Annotated in this window: 27 protein-coding genes; 14 read left to right on the top strand and 13 right to left on the bottom strand. The window is 33.1% G+C overall.

All coding sequences use genetic code 11. The features are described from left to right. Nucleotides 1-21: 21 nt before the first annotated feature. The 5 genes from ASE21_RS15810 to ASE21_RS15790 all read right to left on the bottom strand — a co-directional run bounded on the left by ASE21_RS15810 (nucleotide 22) and on the right by ASE21_RS15790 (nucleotide 2,232). Nucleotides 22-462: an ATPase gene (locus tag ASE21_RS15810; RefSeq protein ID WP_057123666.1), complete on the bottom strand. Its 441-nt coding sequence runs from the start codon at nucleotides 460-462 to the stop codon at nucleotides 22-24. 2 nt (nucleotides 463-464) lie between these two features. Then, nucleotides 465-872: a VOC family protein gene (locus ASE21_RS15805; RefSeq protein WP_057123665.1), complete on the bottom strand. Its 408-nt coding sequence runs from the start codon at nucleotides 870-872 to the stop codon at nucleotides 465-467. A 91-nt stretch (nucleotides 873-963) separates the two neighbouring features. Further along, nucleotides 964-1,368 carry an SRPBCC family protein gene (locus tag ASE21_RS15800; protein ID WP_057123664.1) on the bottom strand — a complete coding sequence of 135 codons (405 nt, stop codon included), beginning with the start codon at nucleotides 1,366-1,368 and terminating at the stop codon, nucleotides 964-966. 25 nt (nucleotides 1,369-1,393) lie between these two features. Further along, a complete protein-coding gene (locus ASE21_RS15795) occupies nucleotides 1,394-1,801 on the bottom strand; it encodes an SRPBCC domain-containing protein (RefSeq protein ID WP_057123976.1) in 408 nt (135 codons plus the stop codon). Nucleotides 1,802-1,821: 20 nt separating this feature from the next. After that, entirely contained in the window at nucleotides 1,822-2,232 is a 411-nt protein-coding gene (locus tag ASE21_RS15790; protein WP_057123663.1) for a VOC family protein, read from the bottom strand. A 141-nt stretch (nucleotides 2,233-2,373) separates the two neighbouring features. On the opposite strand from ASE21_RS15790, the gene ASE21_RS15785 reads away from it, so the two are divergent. After that, entirely contained in the window at nucleotides 2,374-3,339 is a 966-nt protein-coding gene (locus ASE21_RS15785; RefSeq protein WP_057123661.1) for a GlxA family transcriptional regulator, read from the top strand. A gap of 202 nt (nucleotides 3,340-3,541) precedes the next feature. Here ASE21_RS15785 and clpX read toward each other — a convergent pair whose 3' ends face one another. The 6 genes from clpX to ASE21_RS15755 all read right to left on the bottom strand — a co-directional run bounded on the left by clpX (nucleotide 3,542) and on the right by ASE21_RS15755 (nucleotide 9,179). Then, a complete protein-coding gene (gene clpX, locus ASE21_RS15780; RefSeq protein ID WP_057123660.1) occupies nucleotides 3,542-4,774 on the bottom strand; it encodes an ATP-dependent Clp protease ATP-binding subunit ClpX in 1,233 nt (410 codons plus the stop codon). A 175-nt stretch (nucleotides 4,775-4,949) separates the two neighbouring features. Beyond that, complete coding sequence (gene clpP, locus ASE21_RS15775; protein WP_057123659.1) at nucleotides 4,950-5,624, bottom strand: ATP-dependent Clp endopeptidase proteolytic subunit ClpP; 675 nt, start codon at nucleotides 5,622-5,624, stop codon at nucleotides 4,950-4,952. 217 nt (nucleotides 5,625-5,841) lie between these two features. Then, on the bottom strand, nucleotides 5,842-7,164 hold the full coding sequence (locus tag ASE21_RS15770; RefSeq protein ID WP_057123658.1) for a trigger factor: 1,323 nt from the start codon (nucleotides 7,162-7,164) through the stop codon (nucleotides 5,842-5,844). A 114-nt stretch (nucleotides 7,165-7,278) separates the two neighbouring features. Next, a complete protein-coding gene (locus ASE21_RS15765; RefSeq protein WP_057123657.1) occupies nucleotides 7,279-7,623 on the bottom strand; it encodes a phage holin family protein in 345 nt (114 codons plus the stop codon). A gap of 53 nt (nucleotides 7,624-7,676) precedes the next feature. Next, nucleotides 7,677-8,441 carry an alpha/beta fold hydrolase gene (locus tag ASE21_RS15760; RefSeq protein ID WP_057123656.1) on the bottom strand — a complete coding sequence of 255 codons (765 nt, stop codon included), beginning with the start codon at nucleotides 8,439-8,441 and terminating at the stop codon, nucleotides 7,677-7,679. A 24-nt stretch (nucleotides 8,442-8,465) separates the two neighbouring features. Continuing rightward, a complete protein-coding gene (locus tag ASE21_RS15755; protein ID WP_057123655.1) occupies nucleotides 8,466-9,179 on the bottom strand; it encodes a pyridoxine 5'-phosphate synthase in 714 nt (237 codons plus the stop codon). 116 nt (nucleotides 9,180-9,295) lie between these two features. Between ASE21_RS15755 and ASE21_RS15750 the strand changes: the two genes are divergently transcribed. The 8 genes from ASE21_RS15750 (at nucleotide 9,296) to murI (ending at nucleotide 17,793) form a co-directional block, all read left to right on the top strand. After that, nucleotides 9,296-9,955, top strand: coding sequence for a CBS domain-containing protein (locus ASE21_RS15750; protein WP_057123654.1), 660 nt, complete (start codon nucleotides 9,296-9,298; stop codon nucleotides 9,953-9,955). A gap of 97 nt (nucleotides 9,956-10,052) precedes the next feature. Next, nucleotides 10,053-10,937 carry an NAD kinase gene (locus ASE21_RS15745; RefSeq protein WP_057123653.1) on the top strand — a complete coding sequence of 295 codons (885 nt, stop codon included), beginning with the start codon at nucleotides 10,053-10,055 and terminating at the stop codon, nucleotides 10,935-10,937. 172 nt (nucleotides 10,938-11,109) lie between these two features. Further along, the gene (locus tag ASE21_RS15740) at nucleotides 11,110-11,799 is read left to right on the top strand and encodes a DUF6089 family protein (RefSeq protein WP_057123652.1); all 690 of its coding nucleotides are present in this window, start codon (nucleotides 11,110-11,112) and stop codon (nucleotides 11,797-11,799) included. Between the two features lie 6 nt (nucleotides 11,800-11,805). Beyond that, the gene (locus ASE21_RS15735) at nucleotides 11,806-12,546 is read left to right on the top strand and encodes an isoprenyl transferase (protein WP_057123651.1); all 741 of its coding nucleotides are present in this window, start codon (nucleotides 11,806-11,808) and stop codon (nucleotides 12,544-12,546) included. Then, nucleotides 12,479-15,253 carry an outer membrane protein assembly factor gene (locus ASE21_RS15730; RefSeq protein ID WP_057123649.1) on the top strand — a complete coding sequence of 925 codons (2,775 nt, stop codon included), beginning with the start codon at nucleotides 12,479-12,481 and terminating at the stop codon, nucleotides 15,251-15,253. The genes ASE21_RS15735 and ASE21_RS15730 overlap by 68 nt, the downstream gene beginning before the upstream one ends. Before the next feature lie 61 nt (nucleotides 15,254-15,314). Then, nucleotides 15,315-16,349, top strand: a complete 1,035-nt coding sequence (locus ASE21_RS15725; RefSeq protein WP_057123647.1) for an OmpH family outer membrane protein — start codon at nucleotides 15,315-15,317, stop codon at nucleotides 16,347-16,349. A gap of 15 nt (nucleotides 16,350-16,364) precedes the next feature. After that, complete coding sequence (locus ASE21_RS15720; protein WP_177178064.1) at nucleotides 16,365-16,868, top strand: OmpH family outer membrane protein; 504 nt, start codon at nucleotides 16,365-16,367, stop codon at nucleotides 16,866-16,868. Nucleotides 16,869-17,016: 148 nt separating this feature from the next. Next, entirely contained in the window at nucleotides 17,017-17,793 is a 777-nt protein-coding gene (gene murI, locus ASE21_RS15715; RefSeq protein WP_057123646.1) for a glutamate racemase, read from the top strand. A 3-nt stretch (nucleotides 17,794-17,796) separates the two neighbouring features. On the opposite strand, the gene ASE21_RS15710 is transcribed toward murI, so the two are convergent. After that, nucleotides 17,797-19,032: an aromatic hydrocarbon degradation protein gene (locus ASE21_RS15710; protein WP_057123644.1), complete on the bottom strand. Its 1,236-nt coding sequence runs from the start codon at nucleotides 19,030-19,032 to the stop codon at nucleotides 17,797-17,799. Beyond that, complete coding sequence (locus ASE21_RS15705; protein ID WP_057123643.1) at nucleotides 19,033-20,361, bottom strand: DUF4270 family protein; 1,329 nt, start codon at nucleotides 20,359-20,361, stop codon at nucleotides 19,033-19,035. A gap of 231 nt (nucleotides 20,362-20,592) precedes the next feature. Between ASE21_RS15705 and ASE21_RS15700 the strand changes: the two genes are divergently transcribed. From ASE21_RS15700 to ASE21_RS15680, 5 genes are all read left to right on the top strand, one after another. After that, complete coding sequence (locus ASE21_RS15700) at nucleotides 20,593-21,435, top strand: DUF6268 family outer membrane beta-barrel protein (RefSeq protein ID WP_057123642.1); 843 nt, start codon at nucleotides 20,593-20,595, stop codon at nucleotides 21,433-21,435. A 15-nt stretch (nucleotides 21,436-21,450) separates the two neighbouring features. Further along, on the top strand, nucleotides 21,451-22,455 hold the full coding sequence (locus tag ASE21_RS15695; RefSeq protein ID WP_057123641.1) for a Kelch repeat-containing protein: 1,005 nt from the start codon (nucleotides 21,451-21,453) through the stop codon (nucleotides 22,453-22,455). Continuing rightward, on the top strand, nucleotides 22,445-22,774 hold the full coding sequence (locus ASE21_RS15690; RefSeq protein ID WP_057123640.1) for a DUF4907 domain-containing protein: 330 nt from the start codon (nucleotides 22,445-22,447) through the stop codon (nucleotides 22,772-22,774). The genes ASE21_RS15695 and ASE21_RS15690 overlap by 11 nt, the downstream gene beginning before the upstream one ends. Then, nucleotides 22,775-23,869, top strand: coding sequence for a sensor histidine kinase (locus ASE21_RS15685; RefSeq protein WP_057123639.1), 1,095 nt, complete (start codon nucleotides 22,775-22,777; stop codon nucleotides 23,867-23,869). It abuts the gene before it with no gap. A 118-nt stretch (nucleotides 23,870-23,987) separates the two neighbouring features. Then, a complete protein-coding gene (locus ASE21_RS15680; RefSeq protein WP_057123638.1) occupies nucleotides 23,988-24,704 on the top strand; it encodes a LytR/AlgR family response regulator transcription factor in 717 nt (238 codons plus the stop codon). Nucleotides 24,705-24,736 lie beyond the last annotated feature (32 nt).

Below are 24,736 nucleotides of genomic sequence, written 5' to 3'. Positions count from 1 at the left end.
GTTTCTTTTTATTTTATTGTATTATGATTCTTCTGCTAATTGTTTTACTACTTCCAGACCTTTTGGAAAAACATCTTTAAAATAATCGACATATTTTTCGTTCGAATCGTTACTAGCAATCAAATCTGTAAATTCCTCATCCGGAATTAACCTGTACGTTTCCATTGCCCCGCTCCACTTTTTTGTTTCTTCGTCCAAATGCTGTTCTTTAAAATCTTTTATCTCGCCTATATGCTTAAAAGCCATATATTCATTAGGAGTTTTTTTATCGATAATACTATACATTCCTTCTCCGTTTGGCGACATAAAATGTATTTTATCTCCTTCATTCCAGTCGCTTATGGTATAAGAACCTTCACAAAAAACACTTGTCCATTTTTTATACGTTTCATCATTCCATAAAACATTCCAGATTTTTTCCGGAGAAGCTTTTATTCTTATTTTAAATTCTAATGTTTCCATAATTAAGATAATTTTGCAAAATCCATAAAAAGAACATTCCAGCGATGGCCGTCTAAATCTGCAAAACCACAGCCGTACATCCAGCCCTGGCTTTCTGCGGGATCAGCAAAAACAACTCCTCCGGCATCTTTTACTTTCTGAGCCAGTTCGTCAACTTCTTCTTTGCTTTCGGCATCAATTGAAATCAGAATTTCAGAGCTTGATTGAGTATCGGTAATTTTGTTTTGCGAAAAACCTTCAAAAAGTGATTCTTCAAATAACATTATTACAAAATGCCCTTCACCCACAACCATGCAGGTTGAACTTGGTGTATCATGCTGTTCATTAAAAGAGAAACCTATTTTCCAGAAAAAATCTTTTGCTTTTGCCACATTTTTCACAGGCAGATTTAACCATATTTGCTTTGTCATTTTTTGAAATTTTCGTTAAACATTTTTTTCACTGCAAAGATTTTCCATTTTAAATTCCACTTCCAATCTTTACAGCTTAAACCTTAAAAACTTAATTTGACTCAACGTAACTTTTAAAGTTATCCAGAATTGCCTGCCAGCCTCCACGCTGCATTTCTTCGGGATTTTGAGTTTCGGGCTCAAAACTTTCTGTTATTTCTACTCCTTCTAAAGTTTCTTTAAAAATAATTTCAACCTTTCTTCCGTCGGCCATAACATATTTTATTGTTTTATTGGGTTCCACGAAAGTATATTCTCCTTCAAAATCAAAACTCATACTGCCGTCCTTAGCTGCCATAGTCGATTTGAATTTTCCGCCTTGTTTAATATCATTTTCGGCATACGGTGTGTGCCAGTCCGGAGAGGCAAAGCTCCATTTTGTAATATGTTCAGGTAAAGTCCAAAATTCCCAAACTTTGTTTATCGACGCGTTAATTGTATTCTGTACTGTTATCATTTAGCTATATATTTAAAAATTACACTTATTTAAAATTTTCTACATATTTTTTAAAATTGTCAATTACGTTCTGACACCATTCTTTCTGCATACTCTCAGAATCCTGTTTTGCAGGCTCAAAAACTTCTATGATCTTTACCTTATCGCCCTGATCTTCAAAATGAATACTTCCGGTTCTGTTATCCAAAAGTTTATATTCTATTAACTGATGTTTTTCTATTTTAGTGTATTTTCCTTCAAAATTAAAACCCGCGCTTTTATCTTTGGCGGCCATTTCATATTTAAATTTACCATTTACCTTTAAATCATTTTCGGCATGCGGCGTGTACCATTCCTCAAAAGCATAATTCCAGTTTTGTATATGTTCCGGAAAAGTCCATAAATCCCAAATTTTATCTATGGAAGCATTAATGGTAGTTTGAACTGTAATCATTTTTTTCAATTTTGAATTCATTACACTTGACTCGGAATCTGGTTTTCATCCATATAAAAAACTTCCCAATGATGTCCATCAGGATCCAGAAAAGTTCTTTGATACATCCAGCCGTAATCTTGTGCTTTTCTATAATCAGTTCCGCCTGCTTTAACTGCTTTTTCAATCATCTCATCAACTTCTGTACGTGTTCCTAAAGAAATTGAAATAAGGGTTTCGCTCACTTTAGCAGAATCACAAATCTGCTTATCAGTAAATGTTTGATAAAACTCTTCTACCAAAAGCATAATATTGATAGTCTTGCTAATAACAATGCAAGCTCCTTTGTCATTTGTAAATTGCAGATTGGTTGAAAATCCTAAAGCATTAAAAAATTTAACTGCTCTATTTAAGTCTTTTACCGCCAGATTTAAAAAAATTTTTGTCTCCATAATATATAAAGTTACAATTATTTAAAACAAATTTAGAATTTTAAAACAGCCTTTAGGATACAATAAAAGTCAACTTTAGGGGCATTTAAGACAAAATACTTACATTTGTCTGTCAGTTAATTTTTCTAAAAACCACAAATCATGAGTAAGAAAGTAGGTTTGATCGTTCCTCACGACTATAAATTATTGAGCATAGCTGCTATTTTAGAAGTGTTTGAAACAGCAAATAAATTGAGTAATGCTGCTGAAAAACCATTTGAAATTAAAATTTTTCAACTGTCAGAACAAATCAATCAGCAACGATTGTTTGGATATGAAATTAATTCTGTTGAAGACTCTGATGCGATTTTAGATTTGATTTTGATTCCGGCTTTTACCACTGATAATATGAGTGAAATGATTGCCAAGAATAAAAAATTTATTCCGTGGTTACAAAAGCAGCATCAATCCGGATCTGAATTGGCAAGTTTTTGTACCGGTGCATTTTTATTTGCTGCTTCAGGATTATTAAACGAAAAATTGGCTACAACCCATGTAGATGCCTGCAGTGCTTTTACAAAAGCTTTTCCAATGGTGAAATTAAAACCGGAAGAAACCTTAACCGCAGATGGCAGTTTGTATACCAGCGGCGGATCGACCTCAACATTTCATTTGTTAATTCTTTTAGTTCAAAAATATTGCGGAAATGAAATTGCTGTTCAGATTGCGAAGATCTTCTCGATAGATTTAAATCGTTACAAACAAAGCTATTTCAGCACTTTCAGGCCAAATCATCTTCATAACGACACTTTGGTAGCAATGCTGCAGCAAAAAATTGAAAGTCAGTATCACAGCATCGAAAAACTGGAAGAAATAACCAAAGATATTCCAACAAGTGCCCGAAACATGACACGCCGTTTTAAACAGGTTACCGGAATTCCGCCAATTGAATATCTTCAGAATATCAGGGTTGAAAGCTCAAAAAAATATTTAGAACAAACGCAGCTTTCGATTTCAGAAATTATTGAAAAAACAGGTTATAATGACCCAAAAGCTTTTAGAAAAGTTTTTTATAAAATGGTAGGAATGAAACCTATTGAATATCGGGAAAAGTTTAGGGTTCAATAATATGGCAGCAGAAAAATTATTTTCAAAAAAACTTTAGTCCTGCTCTACGCTATATCTTTTGCTCTGAACCACAGAGCAAAAGGATGCCGCTTCGATCAGGGCTGACGAGTACTTTTTGTTTTCAAAATTTACATAAAACAAAAAAACCTGCCCAATAAATGAGCAGGTTTACAAGTTAACTTTGTCAAAGTTGTTTTAAGATTTAAGATGCAATCTCCATTCTTTTAAGTAAATTTTTACTCAAAGTATGTTCTGCATAATCTTTATCAATTGACAGGATTTTATCATCAGAACTTGGCAGTTCGTACATCGCATCTGTCAGGATTGCTTCACAAAGCGAACGAAGTCCGCGAGCTCCTAATTTATATTCTAAAGCTTTATCTACAATAAAATCCAAAGCTTCATCGGTAATGCTAAATTCAACTTCATCCATTAAAAATAACTTCTGATATTGTTTTACCAAAGCATTTTTAGGCTGCGTTAAAATTGCACGAAGTGTTTCTTTATCTAAAGGATCCATGTGCGTTAAAACTGGTAAACGACCAATTATTTCAGGAATCAGTCCAAAATCTTTAATGTCTTTTGGAATAATATATTGAAGTAAATTGTTTTTATCGATATTATCTACATTTTTGGAAGTTGAATATCCAACTGCCTGACGGTTTAAACGTTTAGAAATAATACGTTCAACTCCATCAAAAGCACCTCCTGCAATAAACAGGATATTTTGGGTATTTACTTCAACAAATTTTTGATCCGGATGTTTACGACCTCCTTTTGGCGGTACGTTTACAACTGTTCCTTCTAATAATTTCAATAAAGCCTGTTGTACACCTTCACCAGAAACGTCGCGAGTTATCGATGGATTATCGCTCTTGCGGGCAATTTTATCAATTTCATCAATAAATACAATTCCTCTTTCTGCTTTAGTTACATCATAATCGGCAGCCTGCAGAAGACGGGTTAAAATACTTTCAACATCTTCTCCAACATAACCGGCTTCTGTTAATACAGTTGCATCTACAATAGCCAAAGGAACGTCTAACATTTTTGCGATTGTTTTAGCAACCAATGTTTTTCCTGTTCCGGTTTGTCCTACCATAATGATGTTGCTTTTTTCAATTTCTACTTCATCGTCTAATTGCTGCTGCATTAAACGTTTATAGTGATTGTAAACTGCAACCGACATTACTTTTTTTGTCTGGTCCTGACCAATAACATATTGATCAAGGAAAGCCCTGATTTCTTTTGGTTTCTTTAAAATTAAGTCCCCAACAAGTTTTGCGCTTCCGCTTGACTTTAGTTCTTCTAAAACAATTCCGTGCGCCTGCTCAATACACTTATCACAGATATGCGCGTTGATACCGGCAATTAATAAATTAGTTTCTGGCTTTTTTCTTCCACAAAACGAACATTCTAATACTACTTTTGCCATTCTTTATTTAAGTTACTAAGCTGCAAAGATACTAAGTTTCTAAGCTTTTTTAAACTAAAACTTTAAAACTTAACCCCTTACAGCTTAATATTTTTTATTTTTTATTTTTTATTGATTTTAAATTAGTAAGATGCTTAAAACCTCAGCTCCTTAGTAACTTATAATCTTTTTAAAATTATCCTCTTCTTAATACTTCATCAATCATTCCGTATTCTTTTGCTTCGTCAGCAATCATCCAGTAGTCACGCTCACTGTCTTTGTGAACTCTCTCGAAAGACTGACCTGAATGTTGTGAAATGATGTGATACAATTCATCTTTTAATTTCAACATTTCACGTAAGTTGATTTCCATATCTGTTGCAACACCTTGTGCTCCTCCAGACGGCTGGTGAATCATTACTCTTGAATGCGGAAGAGCCGAACGTTTTCCTGCTGCTCCTGCACACAATAAAACTGCTCCCATAGAAGCTGCCATTCCTGTACAAATTGTGGCAACGTCTGGTTTGATAAACTGCATTGTATCGTAAATTCCCAATCCTGCGTAAACGCTTCCTCCCGGAGAATTTAAATAAATCTGGATATCTTTTGATGCATCAGCACTTTCTAAAAATAACAACTGCGCTTGTACCACATTTGCAATCTGGTCGTCGATCCCTGTTCCTAAAAAGATGATTCTGTCCATCATTAATCTTGAAAATACGTCTAGTATAGAAACATTTAATTGACGCTCTTCAATAATATTTGGAGTTAAATTCGTCGGCGTCATTGCGCTGATGATTTTGTCATAATACATGGCATTTACTCCGTGGTGCTTTGTAGCAAAATTTTTGAATTCTTTACCGTAGTTCATATGTATTTGTTCTAAGTTTTACGTTTATATGGTGTATACTTTTTTATTCTCTGCAAAGGTCATACCTTTTTATAAAGAATGTCAATATGTCTTCTTTTTAAGTTTCTGCAGTTTTGAGATATTAAATATCTATTTTTAGCTTACCACTCAAAACGTGAAATAAAAAAAGCGCCAGCAGATTTTCTGCTGACGCTCAAATATAATTATTTTTCAGAAATTATTCTCCGTAAGAAGCTGCAATAAATTCTTCGTATGTTACTTCTTTAGTTGTTGGATTTGCTTTCTCTTTGAATAAATCTAACAATTTAGCTGCTACAACCTGCTCAGAAAGTCTTTTTACTTCTTCCTGGTTAGATAAAACTCTTGCTACAATTCCCTGAACTTCTTCTTCAGTTGGGTTTGTCTGTCCAAATTGAGCCATTTGTTGTCTGATTGCGTTTGATGTAAACTCTTTCAAATCTTCAAATGTAATCTGGATATTGCTTTGAGCCATTGCTTTTCCTTCGATTAACTGGAAACGCAATCCTTTTTCAGATCTTGCGTATTCTACTTCAGCTTCTTCTGCAGAAAGTTTTTTCTCTCCAACAGTCTGAAGCCATTTTTTAAGGAATTCAGCCGGTAAATCGAATTTTGTATTTTCGATCAGGAAATCCTGAACATCTAATAATAATTTTTGGTCTGCCTGCTGCGCGAACTGAGCTTCAGCATCTTCTTTAATTTTAGCTTTTAATTCGTCTAAAGAAGCTACTTTTCCTTCACCAAAAAGTCTGTCAAATAATTCCTGGTTCAATTCTGCTAATTCAGCACCGTTGATAGCTTCGATTGTAAAGTTTACTTCGATATCTAAACCGTGAACATCATCATGAGATACTTTTAAGTAATCCATTAATTGGTGATCGTCTTCAAATAAACCTTTTGTGCTTACTGTAACAACATCTCCAACTTTTTTGCCGATGAATTTATCTCCGGCTTTTTTGTTGAAAGTAGAAACAGAAATTGTCGTTGTATTGCTGATACCTTTTTCTTCGTTTGTGAAAGTTCCGGTTAAATCTGAATCAGCTTCAACTTTATCCTGAGGAATTGGTTTTCCAAACTGTTTCTGGATACGCTCTACTTGTCCGTCGATTAATTTATCGTCAGCAGTAACGATGTATTTTACGATATTGTTTTTAGCTTCTAAATCAATTTCGAAGTTTGGTACTAAACCAATTTCGAATTCAAAAGTTAATTCTTCAGCATCCCAATTGAAGTTTGGATTTTCTTTTGGAAGCGGAGTACCTAAAAGATTTAATCTTTCAGACTGAATATAACGCTCCAAAGCCAAATCAACTACTTTTTTAACTTCTTCTTGTTTGACACTTTTTCCGTATTGTTTTTCAACAAGATCTTTAGGAACTTGTCCTTTTCTAAATCCTTTTACTTGCGCCAAAGGCATTTTTTCGTTGATTCTTTTTGCCACTTGACCTTTATAATCCATATGAACAACGTTCATTACAATTGTCTCGTTAACAGCGTCTATTGCTACTCTTTTAATATCCATCTTCTTCTTTAATTTACATAATAAAATTGGGTTGCAAAATTATAAAATTTTTGCAACCCAGCCAAGTTTTTAATCTATTGTATTTGAAGCAGTTTTAATCTGCTCCAATTAGTTTTATTTATCGTCGCCCAGTATTTTATAGGTGACAGACTGCAGAACAGACAAAATAATACTGAAAATTAATGCTGTCCAAAACGAATCGACTGCAAAACCTCCTACTATATTTGTACATAATAAAATAATTACAGCGTTAATAACCAATAAAAATAAGCCAAGTGTTACAACCGTTACCGGCAGTGTTAAAAGCACTAAAATTGGTTTTATAAAAATATTCAGCAATCCTAAAACTACCGCAACAATTACAGCTGTGCCAAAACTGGCGACATGAACACCTGACAAAAGGTTAGATAACAACAAAACCAGGGCAGCAGTTACAAGAAGTCTAAGTAATAATTTCATCGTTTTTATGATTTAAAATTTATTTAAAAATACTAAAATTTTTATGAAACTCACTACTCTTTTAAAAACTCTGTTGTCAGTTCAAAAAACATTTTTGGGTTTTCTGCATGCAGCCAGTGTCCTGCATTTGGAATAGTTTCTAATTTAAAATTAGGGAAATGTTTACGTATTTCATCCAGATCAGCATCCTGAATATAACCCGAATTTCCGCCTCTGATAAATAATGTTGGCTTATCAAAAGTTAAGTTTTCTGCCAAAGGTTTTCCAATAGCATCGAGATTATTATTAAAAACTTGCAAATTGAATCGGAATGCCAGTTGTCCCGGCTCTTTCCAATATAGATTTTTGAGTAAAAATTGTCTTGTTCCAAAATCTGAAACGTATTGCGCTACAATTTCTTCCACATCATTCCGACTAGGTTTTACAGAAAAGTCAACCGCATTTAATCCCGCCAGAATATCCTGATGGTGTTGTTTGTAAAATTTCGGCCCAATATCTGCCACAATCAGTTTATCAACTATTTCGGGATGTGTTGTGGCAAAAAGCATTGCTACCTTTCCTCCCATTGAATGCCCAAGAATATCAATCTTTGTTAAACCATTACCCTGACAGTATTCGTAAACATCCTGAACCATGGCTTCGTAGCTCCACTCGTCAGAATGGAAACTTCTTCCATGATTACGCAAATCTAAAATGTGAACCTGAAATCCCGCCTCTACATATTGTCCGGCTAATGTTTTCCAATTATCAGACATTCCAAGAAATCCGTGCATTATGATAAAGGGCTTTCCTTCTCCTTCTATTTTTGAGTAAAGCATAATTTTTATTTTTATTCTGAAGAATTACTTCAATTTATTCAAATACATATTTACCACATTATCTAAACCAAGATAAAGTGCTTCTGAAATTAAAGCGTGACCAATGGAAACTTCCAATAGTCCCGGAATATTTTGCTTAAAGAACTGGATATTATCCAAACTTAAATCGTGTCCCGCATTAATTCCCAATCCTAATTCGTTTGCTAATTCGGCAGCTTTAACATACGGATCGATTCCGTTTTTATTTCCTAAATCATATTGGTGTGCAAAAGCTTCTGTATACAATTCAATTCTGTCTGTTCCTGTTTTTTTTGCTCCTTCAATAATTTCCAAAACCGGATCAACAAAAATTGAAGTCCTGATTCCGTTTCTTTGAAATTCCTGAATAACTTCCGTTAAATAAGCCTGATTATTAATCGTGTCCCATCCGGCAGAAGATGTAATTGCCCCAATGGCATCCGGCACCAAAGTAACCTGATCTGGTTTGCATTCTAAAACCAAATCAATAAAATTATGCTGTGGATTTCCTTCAATATTATATTCTGTAGTAACAATTGTTTTTAAGTCGCGCGCATCCTGATAACGAATATGACGCTCATCCGGACGTGGATGAATCGTGATTCCCTGCCCTCCAAAACGCTGAATATCTACAGCAACTTTTAATAAATCAGGAACATTTCCGCCTCGTGCATTTCTCAGCGTTGCGATTTTATTGATATTAACACTTAACTTTGTCATATAAATAGATAATTAATTCAAGTAACACTATATTTGTTACGACAAAAATACAAAGTAAAACGCAGCTGTTTTTGGTATTTTTTGATTATTTTGCATCAAATATCTTCTATTGATTTATGACAGAAATTACAAACTATATCACAAATGATTTCAGAGCCATTGATAGTCAGGAAACGATAGCATCAATTCAGGACTTTTTTATTGATGTAAATTTTTCTCATTTCCCAATTTTAGAAGACGGGATTTTCATCGGAAGTATTTCTTCTGATGATGTTGAAACGTTTGACACAGATAAAAAAGCAATTGACTACAAATATACTTTAGAACGTTTTTTTGCCCGAAAATCTATGATTTGGCTGGATGTTCTTGAAGTATTTGCTAAAAACCACACCAATATTATTCCGGTGCTTGATGAAAATAATATCTATATAGGATATTATGAAATAGAAGACATTATGAAGTTTTTTCAGGAAACTCCATTTTTAAAAGAGCAAGGCGGAATTATTATTGTTCAAAAAGGTCTTTTGGATTATTCGATGAGCGAGGTAACGCAGATTGTTGAAAGCAACAATGGCAAAGTTTTAGGTTGTTTTATTTCTGAAGCCGATGTAGAGAATGTTCAGATCACTATAAAAATAGGTTTAGGAGCAATGAATGAAATTATTCAGACTTATAGAAGATATGGTTATGAAATTATTTCGGAACATCAGGAAGACACCTATATTAACAGCCTGAAAGAACGATCGGATTATTTAGATAAATACCTTAATATATAAATTATGAATGTGCCAGTGAGGAAATTAGTTAATTAGATATTTTCGCATTTCCCAATTATCTAATTGACACATTGACAAATTATTTAATTTAAAAAGAATGAAAATAGCCATTTACGGACAGTATTATCAAAACAGTACCGAACCTATTATAAAAGACATTTTCTCATTTTTCAATTCCAACAATGTAGAAATGGTAATTGAAGAAAATTTTCTGAAAATGCTTTACGAAAAGCAGCTGATAAAAAAAGAATACAAAACTTTTTCTCCAAGTACCGCTTTAGATAATAGTTTTGAAATGCTGATTAGTATTGGGGGCGACGGTACAATTTTAAGAGCCGCAGCCTTTGTTCGTAATTCCGGTGTTCCTTTATTAGGTATAAATGCAGGAAGATTAGGTTTTCTTGCTAAAGTTCAAAAAGAAAATATTGATAGTTTATTACAATATGTTACCGCTCAAAACTATACCACTTCTGAAAGGACTTTATTGGGCTTAAGCTGCGAACCGTATAATGAGGCTTTTGAAGAACTCAATTTTGCAATGAACGAAGTCACAGTGAGCAGAAAAGATACCACTTCGATGATTACTGTTGAAACGTATTTAAACAATGAATATTTAAATTCTTACTGGGCAGATGGCTTAATCATCTCAACACCAACCGGTTCTACAGGATATTCTCTTAGCTGCGGCGGACCAATATTAACGCCAGATGTAAAAAGTTTAGTAATTACGCCTATTGCCCCGCATAATTTAACTGCCAGACCACTTGTCATTCCGGATGATACAGAAATTACATTACGTGTAACAGGGAGAGAAGACCAATATCTGGTTTCATTAGATTCCAGGATTTCTTCTGTAAAAAACGAATCTGTTCTTAAAATAAAAAAAACAGATTATAAGATAAAAATGGTTGAAATTCCGGGAGAAACTTTCTTAAAAACGTTAAGAAACAAATTGCTCTGGGGAGAAGATAAGAGAAATTAATCTCTTTTCTTATTCATCACTATACGATAATACCACATTTTCTCGTTCTGCATATAGCGAATCAGATTAATTTGTTCAAAATCATAATGTAAGTTGAAAAAGAAGCACATTTATGCAAAGGAACTTTGATTCGTATCGATAATTATTATATTTGCACGCAATTCCGAATTAAATGAAGAAAATTTTTAATTTATTGTTATGTTTTTTCCCTTTTATCACACTTAATGCTCAAATAAATGAGCTTGGTGTTTTTATTGGCGGAAGCAACTTTGTTGGTGATGTTGGAAGCACAACTTATATTAACCCTAATAAACTGGCTTTAGGTGTTTTATACAAATGGAACAAAAGCCCAAGACACTCCTATCGTTTCTCTTATACACAATCTACAATAACCGGCAATGATTTAGATTCTAAAGAAACAGGGAGAAGCAACAGAGGATATCGTTTTGACAATGAGGTAAAAGAATTTTCTGCCGGTCTGGAATTCAATTTCTTCGATTTCAATCTTCATGATTACCATACAAAAGTTACTCCTTATATATATTCAGGTTTAAGCTTTTTCCTTTATGATGGTTTATACCGTTATGATACCAGTCCGAATGTAACGCAGAAGATCAATTCAAATTCCTTTGCCATACCAATGACACTGGGTATAAAATCGAACGTAACACCTCATTTTGTTATAGGAGCAGAAGTTGGTGCCCGATATACTTTTACCGATAATATTGATGGCAGTAATCCGGATACCAGCAATACATCCATCAAAAAATTTGGAAATTTAAATAATAATGACTGGTATGTCTTTTCAGGTATTACTTTAACTTATACCTTTGGACAAAAACCGTGCTACTGCGCAGAATAATAAATAATGAATTTACTAGACTCTATAGATCAATCTAACTTACCAAAACATCTGGCCATTATCATGGACGGAAACGGGCGATGGGCCAAACAACAAGGCTTTTTAAGAGCTTTTGGACACGAAAACGGCACTAAATCTGTAAAAAAGACCATTACAACCTGTGCCAAACTCGGCATTGAATATCTTACATTGTATGCTTTCTCTACAGAAAACTGGAATCGTCCTAAATTGGAAGTTGAAGCATTAATGAAAATTTTAATTAATTCTTTAAAAAAAGAGCTGGTTACGCTTCAGGAAAACAATATCAGACTTAATGCAATTGGTAATCTTGAGAAATTGCCAAAAAATGCTCAAAAAGAGCTTTTAGATGTAATTGATAAAACTAAAAACAATACCAGACTTACGTTAACCCTTGCTTTAAGTTACGGTTCCAGAGAGGAATTAGTAAATGCTGTTCGAACCATTAGTGATAAAGTTAAAAATAATATAATTTCAATAGACACTATTGACGATTTAATTATAAATGAGCATCTTTACACGCAAAATTTACCAGACGTAGATTTATTAATACGAACAAGTGGAGAACATAGAATAAGTAATTTTTTGCTTTGGCAGATTGCCTATGCAGAATTATATTTTACTAATGTGTTATGGCCAGACTTTAAAGATCAAGATTTATATGAGGCTATTATTAGTTATCAAAAAAGAGAACGTAGATTTGGAAAAACCAGTGAACAAATTAAATAAATTTTTAGTGTTACAAAAAAGAATACCGCAAATAGTCTGTACCCTTTTAATGCTGGGTAGTTTTTCACAAATTAAAGCTCAGGATAGAGTTCCTTTTGATCAAGGGAAAAAATATATTCTTGCTAAAGTCTCTGTTGTTGGTAAAATAAGCTTCAATGAGCAAACCGTTGTAACCTTCTCAGGCCTTCAGGCAGGGCAGGAAATTACTGTTCCTGGTGAGGAAATTACCGGAGCAATTAAAAAACTAGGAAAACTAGGTCTTTTTGATGAAATTGCTTTCTATATTAATAAAGTACAAAACGATAGTATTTATTTAGATTTAAATATTGTCGAGCTTCCTAAGTTAAACGAAGTTAAAATTACTGGCGTTAAGAAAAGTAAAATCGAAGGATTAATTAAGGATAACAATTTAACTAAGAATAAAATTGTAAACGAAAACTTAATTACAACGACCAAAAATTATATCGAAAATAAGTATAAAAAAGACGGTTTTTATAATACAAAAGTTGTCATTACCACTACTCCCGATACTACAGCCGGAAACATGGTTAATATGCTTGTAAGAGTAGATAAAGGTGACAAAGTTAAAATCAGCAGTATTGATTTCATTGGAAATAAGCAGCTTACAGATACCAAACTAAGAGCAGCAATGAAAGATACGAAACAAAAAAATCTGCTTCGTGTTTTTAAATCGTCAAAATTTATTCCTGAAAAATACAAAACTGACTTAGAAAAAGTTATCGCTGCCTATAAAGAAAAAGGGTATCGTGATGCACGTATTATTTATGACTCTGTTAGTTATAACAAAGACAAAAATATGCTTGCCATAAAAATTAATGTAGAAGAAGGAAACAAATATTACTTTGGAAATATTAAATTCTTAGGAAATACAGTTTATTCAGACCAACAGTTAAACCGTTATTTGGGAATCAAAAAAGGAGAAACATATAATGGTGTTTTATTAGAAAAAAGAATCGCTGATAACTCAAAACCTGACGGAGAAGATATCACGAACTTATATCAAAACAATGGTTATTTATTCTCTAAAATTAATGCCGTAGAGGTAAAAACTGTAAACGATACAATTGATTTTGAAATTAGAATTACCGAAGGTCCAATTGCTTATTTCAATAAAATTTATGTTACAGGAAATGACAAAACAAATGACCACGTAATTTATCGTGAGTTAAGAACTAAACCCGGAAATAAATACAGTAAAGAAGAATTAGTCAGAACTATTCGTGAAATTGGTCAATTAGGATTCTTTGATCCTGAGGCTATCAAACCGGAATTTAGAAATGTTGATCCTGCTGCAGGAACAGTAGATATTGAATATCAATTAGTAGAAAAAGGATCGAGCCAGGTTGAACTTCAGGGAGGTTATGGCGGTGGAGGGTTCATTGGAACCTTAGGTCTGTCTTTTAATAATTTCTCGGCAAGAAAATTATTTGACAAAGATGCTTACAAACCGCTTCCTATGGGAGACGGACAAAAAGTGGCGCTACGATTACAGGGAAGTACCTATTTCCAGACTTACAGTTTATCATTCTCTGAACCGTGGTTTGGAGGAAAAAAACCAGTTCAGTTCAGTTCTTCTATTTCTTATAGTAAACAGTTTAATTATAATTACACTACAAGAGAGGCAGATAAGAGCCAGAGCTTTAATATTTTTACCGTACAAGTTGGTTTAGCTAAACGTCTTACAGTGCCAGATGATTATTTTGTGCTTTCACAATCTGTAAGTTATCAGCATTATGATTTAAATAATTACTATACAGGATTATTTACATTTGGTAATGGAGCATCACGAAACCTGGCTTATACTATAGGACTTTCGAGAAGTAACAAAGGGGTTAACCCAATATTCCCAACTTATGGTTCTGAATTTAGTATTTCAGCAAAAGTAACACCTCCTTATTCTTTATTCAATAACATAGATTATGGAGATTTAGCCAATCAAAAAGAATACAAAACACACAACACCGGTGCAATGTATACTGGTGCAGACGGTCTGCCTGTAAATACTGGCGATTATACTAAAACTGAAACAATAAATGGTCAGGCAGGAACAGTAAGTGTAGGTTCTGACTTTAAAAGCGCTGATACTGATGTTGGAAAAGTTGACCAGAAGAAATACAACTGGCTAGAATACTATAAAGTTAAATTTAAAGCAGACTGGTATACTAAAATATACGGAAAATTAGTTTTAAGAACATTAACTGAGTTTGGTTTCTTAGGAGCTTATGATCAGGCAAGAGGTGTGGTTCCATTTGAGCGTTTCTATTTAGGTGGAGATGGTATGGCAAATTACTCTATGGATGGTAGAGAAACAATACAGTTAAGAGGTTATCCTAATAACTCATTAACACCAATTATTGAAGACAGAACAAGTTCAAGATATGGTCAGCAGATTGGAGCGACAATTTATAACAAATTCTCAATGGAGTTACGTTATCCAATTACGTTAAAATCATCTGCCTCTATTTATGCTTTGACGTTCTTAGAAGCCGGTTCATCATATCCAACCTTCAGAGATTATAATCCGTTTGATTTAAATCGTTCTGCTGGTGCTGGTTTACGTGTATTTATGCCTGCTTTTGGATTATTGGGAATTGATTTTGGTTATGGATTTGATGCTCTTCCAGGCTCAACAACAAACAAAGCAAACGGCTGGGAAACACATTTTATCATTGGACAACAGTTTTAGTGCTAATTTTATTACAAAGTTTAGTACATTTGGTTAAAAATTTCGAAATAAACATAATGTTATGAGAAGACAGGTTTTATTTATATTTTTAGCCTTGATTGTAGCAAATACAAGTCAGGCACAAGGAAAGACGACTAGGATTGGTTACATTGATATGGAATATATTTTGGAGAATGTTGCTGATTATAAAGAAGCAAAATCTCAGCTAGAACTAAAAGCCCAAAAATGGAAACAAGAAATTGAGGCTAAAAAATTAAACATTAATACGCTTAAGGAAAATCTTAAAGCTGAAAAAGCTTTACTGACTAAAGAATTAATCGATGAAAGAGAAACTGAAATTAAGTTTCTTGAAAATGAAATGCTGGAATATCAGCAAAAACAATTTGGAGCTGATGGAAATTTAATCAGACAGAAATCAGCATTGGCCAAGCCAATTCAGGATCAGGTTTTTACAGCCGTTCAGGATATTGCAGAAGCTAAAAATTATGATTTTATTTTTGACAAGTCATCAGATCTTACAATGCTTTTCAGCAATAAAAGATTTGACATCAGCGATCAGGTTTTAAGAGTCATCAACAGAGCCGACAAGAGAGAGCAATTGACTAAAAAACAATTGAAAGATCAGGAAGCCAAAGAGAGTAAGGAAAATGCAATTGATGAAAATCCTGCAATGGCTGACCGCCAGAAAGCATTGGATGAAAAAAGAACGGCAAGAGAAAAACTTATTGAAGACAGAAGGCTTGAACAGGAAGCTAAGAAAAAAGAATACGAAGACAGACGAAAAGCGCTTCAGGCAGAAAGAGAAGCTAAAAAAAATGGCACGGTTTCTGAAACTGTAAAATCAACGGAAGCATCTAAAACAACTGAAACATCAAAGTCTGCAGAACCTGCTAAAACAGGAGAAACGGCAAAACCTGCTGCTACAGGAACTGAAACAACAGAACCAGTTGTAGATAAAGCTGCGGAAAGACAAAAACTTTACGAACAGCGTAAAAAAGAATTAGAAGAAAGAAAGAAGAAGATACTCGAAGAACGAGAAGCGGCTAAAAAAGCTAAAGAAGCCGAAACACAAAAAACAAATACGACCAATAATTAATTAATATTTTAAAAAATGATGAAACAAATCAAAACTTTACTAATTGCTGCAATACTTATTTTAGGAGCAAGTAACACAATGAACGCACAGGCGAAGGTGGCCCATGTTGATGTTAGCGAGATTATGTCGAAAATGCCTGCTATGCTAGATGCTCAAAATCAACTGCAAAAATTAAGTGGTACATACGATGCTGAATACAAAAAAATGGTTGATGAATATCAAACTAAAATCAAAAAGTATGAAGCTGAAGCAGCAACTGTAACTGAAGCTGTAAACGGAGACCGTTCTAAAGAAGTGCAGGATATGCAGAAAAGAATTGTTGATTACAGAGACAATGCTCAAAAAGAACTTCAACAAAAAGAAACTGACATCGTAAAACCATTAATGGAAAAAGTAAGAGCTTCTATCCAAAAAGTTGGAAAAGCTAAAGGTTTCCAATATGTTTTAGATGGTTCTACTCTTTTATTAGCTGATGGTCCAAACATTACTGCTGATGTTAAAAAAGATTTAGGATTCTAATAATCGAATTCAATTAATTAAAACTGCTTAAATTTTAAAATTTAAGCAGTTTTTTTTTACATTTATTTAAAATTAAAATTCATCATTATTTTACAGTTTCAGGTAAATTGGAATATATTTTAATTTCAAAAATATTTAAATTTGTATCATGACAAATAATAATCCTATAGGTGTTTTCGACTCTGGTATTGGAGGAACTTCAATCTGGAAAGAAATTCACGATTTACTTCCAAACGAAAAAACAATTTACTTAGCCGATAGTAAAAATGCTCCTTATGGTCAAAAATCAAAAGAAGAGATTGTTGCATTAAGCAAAAAAAATGTCGAATTTTTACTTGATAATAATTGCAAATTAATTGTAGTAGCATGCAATACCGCTACAACAAATGCTATATGGGAACTCCGCAATGATTACGATATTCCGTTTATAGGAATTGAACCTGCGATTAAACCTGCTGCCAATAATTCTAAAACACAGGTTATTGGAATCCTGGCCACAAAAGGCACTTTAAACAGTGAATTATTTAATAAAACAGCAGAGATGTTTCAGCATACTACAATTATTGAACAGGTGGGTTATGGCTTGGTACAATTAATTGAAGATGGGAATTTATATTCGCCGGAAATGACTCAGTTATTAGAGTCATATCTACAGCCAATGATCGACGCTAATATCGATTATCTGGTTTTAGGCTGCAGTCATTATCCTTATTTAATTCCGCAGATCAAAAAAATACTTCCGGAACACATTAAAATTATCGACTCAGGAGAAGCCGTGGCAAGGCAGACACAAAATATTCTGCGTGAAAAAGTTGGTTTTACTACTGCCACAGAAAACAAGCCTGAATTTTATGTAAATTCAAATCCTGCAGTGCTTCGATCTATTTTAGAGGATAAATATCCGGTAATAGAAAAAGATTTTTAACGTTTAATCAAATTTTCGTTTGACAAACCAAATCCCGTCCAACGATAAATTAAGCGATAACTTATGGTAGTTTTCTTTGATCAGATCATTTGCCACTCTGCCCTTTTGCCCGTATGAATAGGAAATATTCAGCGACGAAAGTGTGCTTTCAATAGGCAGATTTATTCCAATAGAAACAGATGCATTATTGACTCTTTTTCCATCAACCTCAAGATAGCCTGTATCAAAATTGGCACCGGCAAAATATTGAATTCTGTCACGGTATTTTCTAAAATTCTTTTTTTCATCCAAATAAGAAAATCCCAAGGCAAATCGATCCTGATTTACAAATTCACCATATAAATCAGATTGTCTGGAATCTTTCCACAAACTTTTTTGATAGTCAAACGTTATATTCAAAGCTTTTTTAAACTTTTTGCTTATTCCAATGCCAACTTCCAAAGGCATATAATAATCATCAACATCAGAAGGAATATTGGACTCAATAGCGCCATAGACATTGTCAGTAACTGTTTCTACAGACTGCACTTTTGAACTTTTAATTTGTGCAGGTAACTTAAATGTTGTTCCAATAGTAAAAGTAGAATCGATTTTATACTGACCTCCTACCGTTGCACGAAAACCATTATAATCAGTTTTCTTATGGATGTTTGTAATTGAATTTAAAATTGTAAAAGTTCGGTCGTCTACAACATTTCCAAACAACAAAGCTGCAGAAGCCCCTACACTTAATTTTTCGCTAAAGCGATACCCATACGAAAAATCAAAATTATTTAATCCTCCGCTTCCTCCCGCTGTCAGGTAATAGGATTCGTTACTATCTGCAATAGGAAGCTGCAGATTCGAAATTTTATAAGATGCGCTTGAGTAAGGACGCAAAGCAATACTAAAACCTGATTTTTTGGTAACCGGAAATGCAAAAGCAAAATGAGAAAATTGAAAGTTATTACGTTTTTCACTTTTAGAACCGCTTTCGTATGTTGTTGCTATTGCTTTTCCTCCTACATCGAGCATAAAATGATTAAGAGGCATAAAACCTAATGAAGCAGGGTTCAAATTATTAATAAAATTAGCTGAAGGTAAAGCAATTCCAGATGTTCCAATTGAAGGAATCGAACCAAAATCAGAATCATATAAACTCCCTACACCATATAATGAATAAGGAGAACTGGATATACTTTGACAAAATGAAGTCAGCGACATTAAGAAGCAGACTAAAAAAAATAATTTATTTTTCATTTAATAGGAGATATAATAAACCTTAATTTGAATTTTGTTATCTGCATGTTTTTGATCTCCTAAAACAAGCCTGTTAACCGATTTGGAAATTCCGGGCAAGGTCAGGATTAATGCAGATCTTGAATCAGATGCTTTCAGCATTTCTTTTTGCAGAAAAGTTCCGAGCGGAATCGTGTATCCGATATTTTCATTAAACTCATCGCTTTTTTTATTTAAAATTCCATAGACAGCAGTTCCGGCGGCATTGGTCAAAGAACCGCTAATTCGGTTTAAATTATCGCCTACATAAACCTTTAAGGAATCTGCCAAAGGATATTTATCCGAATAAGAATTATTAATGGGTTTCAATAACAATTGCGCATCTACAATTGCTCCGTTACTGGAAATGTTTTTGAGTTGTTTTATATTCGGAAAATCAATTCGGCAGGCTACTCCTGTTCCAGACTGAATAAATCCCTGCTTATTGGTTAAAGAACTCGACAGTTTTTGACTCGAAATTGGCAGGTTCTGAATTATAGTTCCGGTTTTATCCAGAGAAATGGAATTAAACTGTGTTGATGTATTTGACATCAAAAAATCAATAAAAAAAGAATCGGCATCAGAATCATTTTGGTATTTTGAATAATAAAGCCTGACTTTGCTTGTAGAAGAACTAAATCCTATTACACTCGAAGAATTAGAAGTTGAAGGTACCAGAACCAATCCCTTCAAATATTCAATTAAATTATCTAATCCGGTAATTTCTCTTTTCTTTATTTTTTGAAAAAGAGCTTCCCCAAAATCATTATTCATTTTAATGTTGATAGAATCTTTTTCTGTTGGGCGTGGTTTATAAGAAATCGTTCCCAGGCTTTCGTCACTGTAACTCAACGTGGAGTTATTATAAAAGCTGTCATCATCAGTATTGGGTTTCACTTTCTGAGTTAATCTGTGAATGTCAAATTTTTGGACCTGTGTTGTATCTCCGTAATAATAATTATCATACTTTAAAATCATCGAAATAGAATCGAAAACAAAGTTGACTGCCTCAGTATCTGATCCCGAATTGTTTAATGCATATGAACTTGCGGAAAGCTGAAAATAACCGTTTGATTTTACTTTCCCAAAAACAGGATCATCATAGTTTCCTATTAAGATTCGACTTTGTGCAGACGTTACAAGTGAATCGAAATTTATTGTCGACATTTCTACCGTAACAGTGTCGATCATAACAACTTTATTATTCAGAGCTAAATAATCTGAACCAACTACAAATTCACCGGCATCCGTATCTGTACCACATGAAAATAGAGTAAAAGCAAAAACCAGCATTAATAAAAACTTGCGCATAAATCCATTTTTTGCACAAATATAAAAGGCGCTGTTCTGCACAACACTATAACATATACAGTCTCGGTTTTTTTGACTATAAACGGCTCAAAAACCTCTACAACAGATTAACGGAAACAAATATTTCATTCGACTGTAAAAAGCCCCGTTTTGTCTATCAAAAAGAGCCATACATATATCTTCTTTTTTTTAAAACCTTCTCCAACCTACTTTTGAACCAATAAAAAAATAATGAAAATAAGGTTTATAATTTGTTTGGTTTTTTTAGTGTCATTTTTGAATGTGAAGGCCCAGGAAAATTTTTCGGTAAATGTAAATTTAAAAACAGAACCTACTGACAATATAAATTTTACCGAAACAAATATCGGAATGTTGTTTAATAAAAAGATTAATTCAAAGAGTCAGATCACAAATACGTTAGAATATTCGAATTTGAATTTAAATTATGATTTAGACAAATATGTATCATTTCAAAACATAGAGCGATTGCAGAAGATTCAGGACAAACTTGAATTTTCACAGGAAATAACAAATTCAACAAGATTAAATTTTGAGGTTATTCCAACATTTAATTTTCAACAAAATGTAAGTTTTTCAGATTTTACACTTTTAGGAAGTTTTGAAATCTTTCAGAGATTGAATTCTAAAACAAGTTTAAGCGTTGGTGCTGCCAGAACGACCATTTTTGGTAATGCTAAATTTTTGCCGACTGCATCAATAAATTATAAACTAAACGACAAAACTGATTTAAAGATTGGTTTTCCGGATTCCAGGTTTTCTTATTCGAACAACATCAGAAATAAATTCATCATAAACAATAGTTTCAACGGAAGCTTTTACAATTTAAATATTCAAAATTATGAAGATAAAAATGCTTCTAAAGCGGTTTTATCACAAATGACAACATCATTTGAATATGAAAGAAATGTTGATAAAAACTGGTTTCTAAATTTTAAAGCCGGTTATGATTTTGACAAAAAATATAAACTGACAGACGATAAGAATAATACCGTGCATGATTTTAATATAAGCAGCGGATATATTTTAGGAATAGGCATCAAATACAAACAATAAATAAATTAATACACTATGAATAATCTAAAAAAAGGAATATTATTCGCTACCCTGCTTTCGAGCCTGTTTTTTGTAAGCTGCAGCAACGACGATGATGAAGATTTAATAGGAAACTGGATTAAAAAGTCTGCGTTTGACGGTCCTGCAAGATCTAGTGCAACAAGTTTTGTTATTGGAGATTTTGCTTATGTGGCAACCGGTTATACCGGAGACGAATATTTAAAAGATTTATGGGCTTACAATTCGACTGGGGATTATTGGGAACAAAAAGCAAATTTTGCAGGAGTTGGAAGAAGTTCCGCATCTGCTTTTACATTAAATGATAAAGGTTACGTTGGCCTTGGCTATGATGGAACTAATAAATTGAAAGATTTCTATCAATATGATCCAACAAGCAACAGCTGGACTCAAAAAGCTGATTTTGGCGGAACAGGCCGTTACGGTGCTGTTGGTTTTCAGGCTGGCGGAAAAGCTTTTTTCGGAACCGGTTATGACGGAAATTATTTAAAGGATTTTTATCAGTACGACAATCAGGCAAATACCTGGACTCTTGTAAACGGATTTAGCGGAAACAAAAGACGTAACGCAACTGTATTTATAATTTCAGATAAAGCATATTTAGTAACCGGGGTTAACAATGGTGTTTATCAGGAAGATTTCTGGGAATTTGATCCTGCAACTGATCTTTGGACAAGAAAAAGAGATATTGACAAAGACACAGATGATGATAACTCATGGAATGATGAATATGCTATTACAAGATCTAATGCTTCCAGTTTCTCAATGAATGGATTAGGATATGTTGTAGGCGGGGAAAACATTAAAACAGTTTGGGAATATAATCCTTCTACAGACCTTTGGGAAGAAAGAACACCAATGGAAGGCGCAACGAGAACAGATGCTGTTGGTTTTTCTATTAACAATCGCGGGTTTTATATGTTAGGAAGAGTAGGCTCAACTTACTTTGATGATGCATGGGAATTTAGACCGCAAGATGAACAAAGCGACGATGACAATTAATACGGCACAATTCTTCTGGAATAAAATCCAGAAGAATGTCTTGTTTTTGATTTTTGCCTTACTCATTGTTTCGTGTACTAAAAAAGAAACATTAAAAGCAGAATCTTTTAAAACAAATTCAGGCTGGGGATATTCGATTTCTTATAAAAATAAAATCCTCATTAAGCAATCGATTATTCCTGTTATAAATGACAATAAGAGTTTTTCGACAGAAGAAGATGCGCTAAAAACAGCTCATTTAGTGATAGATAAACTCAAACATAACTTATCGCCAACGGTAACCAAAAATGAATTAATTTTATTAAAAATAAAATTATAAATGAAAATCGATGCCATTAAAAATACAAATTCAAATAAAATACTATTTCATGGTATACTTTGGATTTTCTTTATTCTGACTTCCTTAATTCAGTTTTATGAAAGTCCGTTTAGAATCAATAATGATTTCTATGTACAATGGACAACAGGAATTTTGCTGTTTTATCTGAATTATTTTTATCTGGTGCCGGCTCTTCTTTTGCAAAAAAAATATTGGAAGTATTTTCTTTTCATTTTCATGATTATAGCCGTTTTCATGATTATCAGGATTAATTATTTTATTCCTGAATTTAGACTCGCAAGACCAAGAATGTTTCCGCCCGAAGCGATTAACCTTTATAAAGGACACAAAGGAAGAGTCTTCTTTACACCAGCAAAACAGCCTTTATTTTTCAAAATTGGGCCATCATTTTTCTATATTTTAATTATTACCATAAGTGCCGTAATCAGGACTTTAACAGAGTTCTACAATAACCAGCAAAATAAATTAATTGCCGAAACACACCGGACAAATACAGAATTGATATATCTGCGCAAGCAGACTAATCCTCATTTTTTATTCAATTCATTAAATAGTATTTATTCGCTCGCTCATAAAAAATCTGATTTGGTGCCTGATGCCATCGTAACCTTATCTGAATTAATGCGCTATATGCTCTACGAAACAGACAATAAAACGGTGGCTTTGGAGAAAGAAATTAATTATATTCAAAATTATATTGAACTGCAAAAACTCAGGCTTAACAATATTGAAGACATTGTAATAAATGTTCATGGAAACACAAAAAATAAGTTTATAGAGCCTTTGCTCTTAATTTCGTTTGTAGAAAATGCCTTTAAATACGGAACAGATTATAAAGGGGCCACACATGTAAAAATTAAGATATTTATTTCTGAAAATAATCTTGATTTCTGGATTGAGAATACTATTGAAAATTATGAAAAAGATCCTGACAATTCTGGAATTGGACTTGTAAATATTCAAAGCCGACTGGATTTACTTTATCCAAACGCACACGAACTAACTATTAATCAGGACAATCAATTTTATCGTGTTCATTTAAACCTAAAACTGGATGAGATTAAAACTACTTAAATTATCATCTGAAATTTAAAACTTAATTAAGCTTTTTATGATAATTTTAGAACTTAATTCATTGGTTTAAAACTACTTTTGACTGCCAAAACAAATTTAAAAACTTAATTTATAACAGATGAAATGTGTAATTATAGATGATGAACCTTTAGCAGTTGAATTGTTAGAAGATTTTGTCCGTAAAGTAGATACGCTTGAATTGGTTAGTACTTTTAATAATGCTATTGATGCCGTTTCGTTTATCAATCAAAATAATGTTGATTTGATTTTTCTGGACATTCAAATGCCGCATTTCTCCGGAATAGATTTTTTAAATACAATAGAAAAAAAACCTCTGGTCATTTTTACAACTGCTTATTCTGATTATGCTGTAGAAGGCTTTAATCTTGGTGCAGTCGATTATTTGGTTAAGCCGATTCCTTTCCATCGCTTTTTAAAATCAGTTGTAAGGGCACAGCAAATTAATAATCCATCAGTTCCTGTTCAGGCAATTGCCGAAACAAATCCAACTCCGGAAGCAGAACAGGATTTTATGTTTGTAAGAGCTGAATATGAAAACGTAAAAATGAATTTTTCGGATATTTTGTTTATTGAAGGATTGAAGGATTACGTTAAAATTTACACCACAGATAATAAGTTTACACTGACTCTGATTAGTTTAATAAAGCTTGAAAATCTGCTTTCGAATAAAGGATTTTCGAGAATTCACAGATCGTATATTATAAATATAAAGCACGTAAAATCAATTCAAAAAAATAAGGTTTTAATCAGCGACAAACGAATCCCTATTAGTGAAAGCTATAAAAGTGCTTTCTTCGAAAAGATCAATTTATAAAGCTTAAATTCCAATATAAAAATTCCAAATTC

It is taken from the genome of Flavobacterium sp. Root901 (genome assembly GCF_001429765.1).
Lineage (GTDB): Bacteria > Bacteroidota > Bacteroidia > Flavobacteriales > Flavobacteriaceae > Flavobacterium.
Note: the sequence above shows the minus strand (reverse complement) of the source record. Positions and strands in the feature narration are given on the sequence as shown.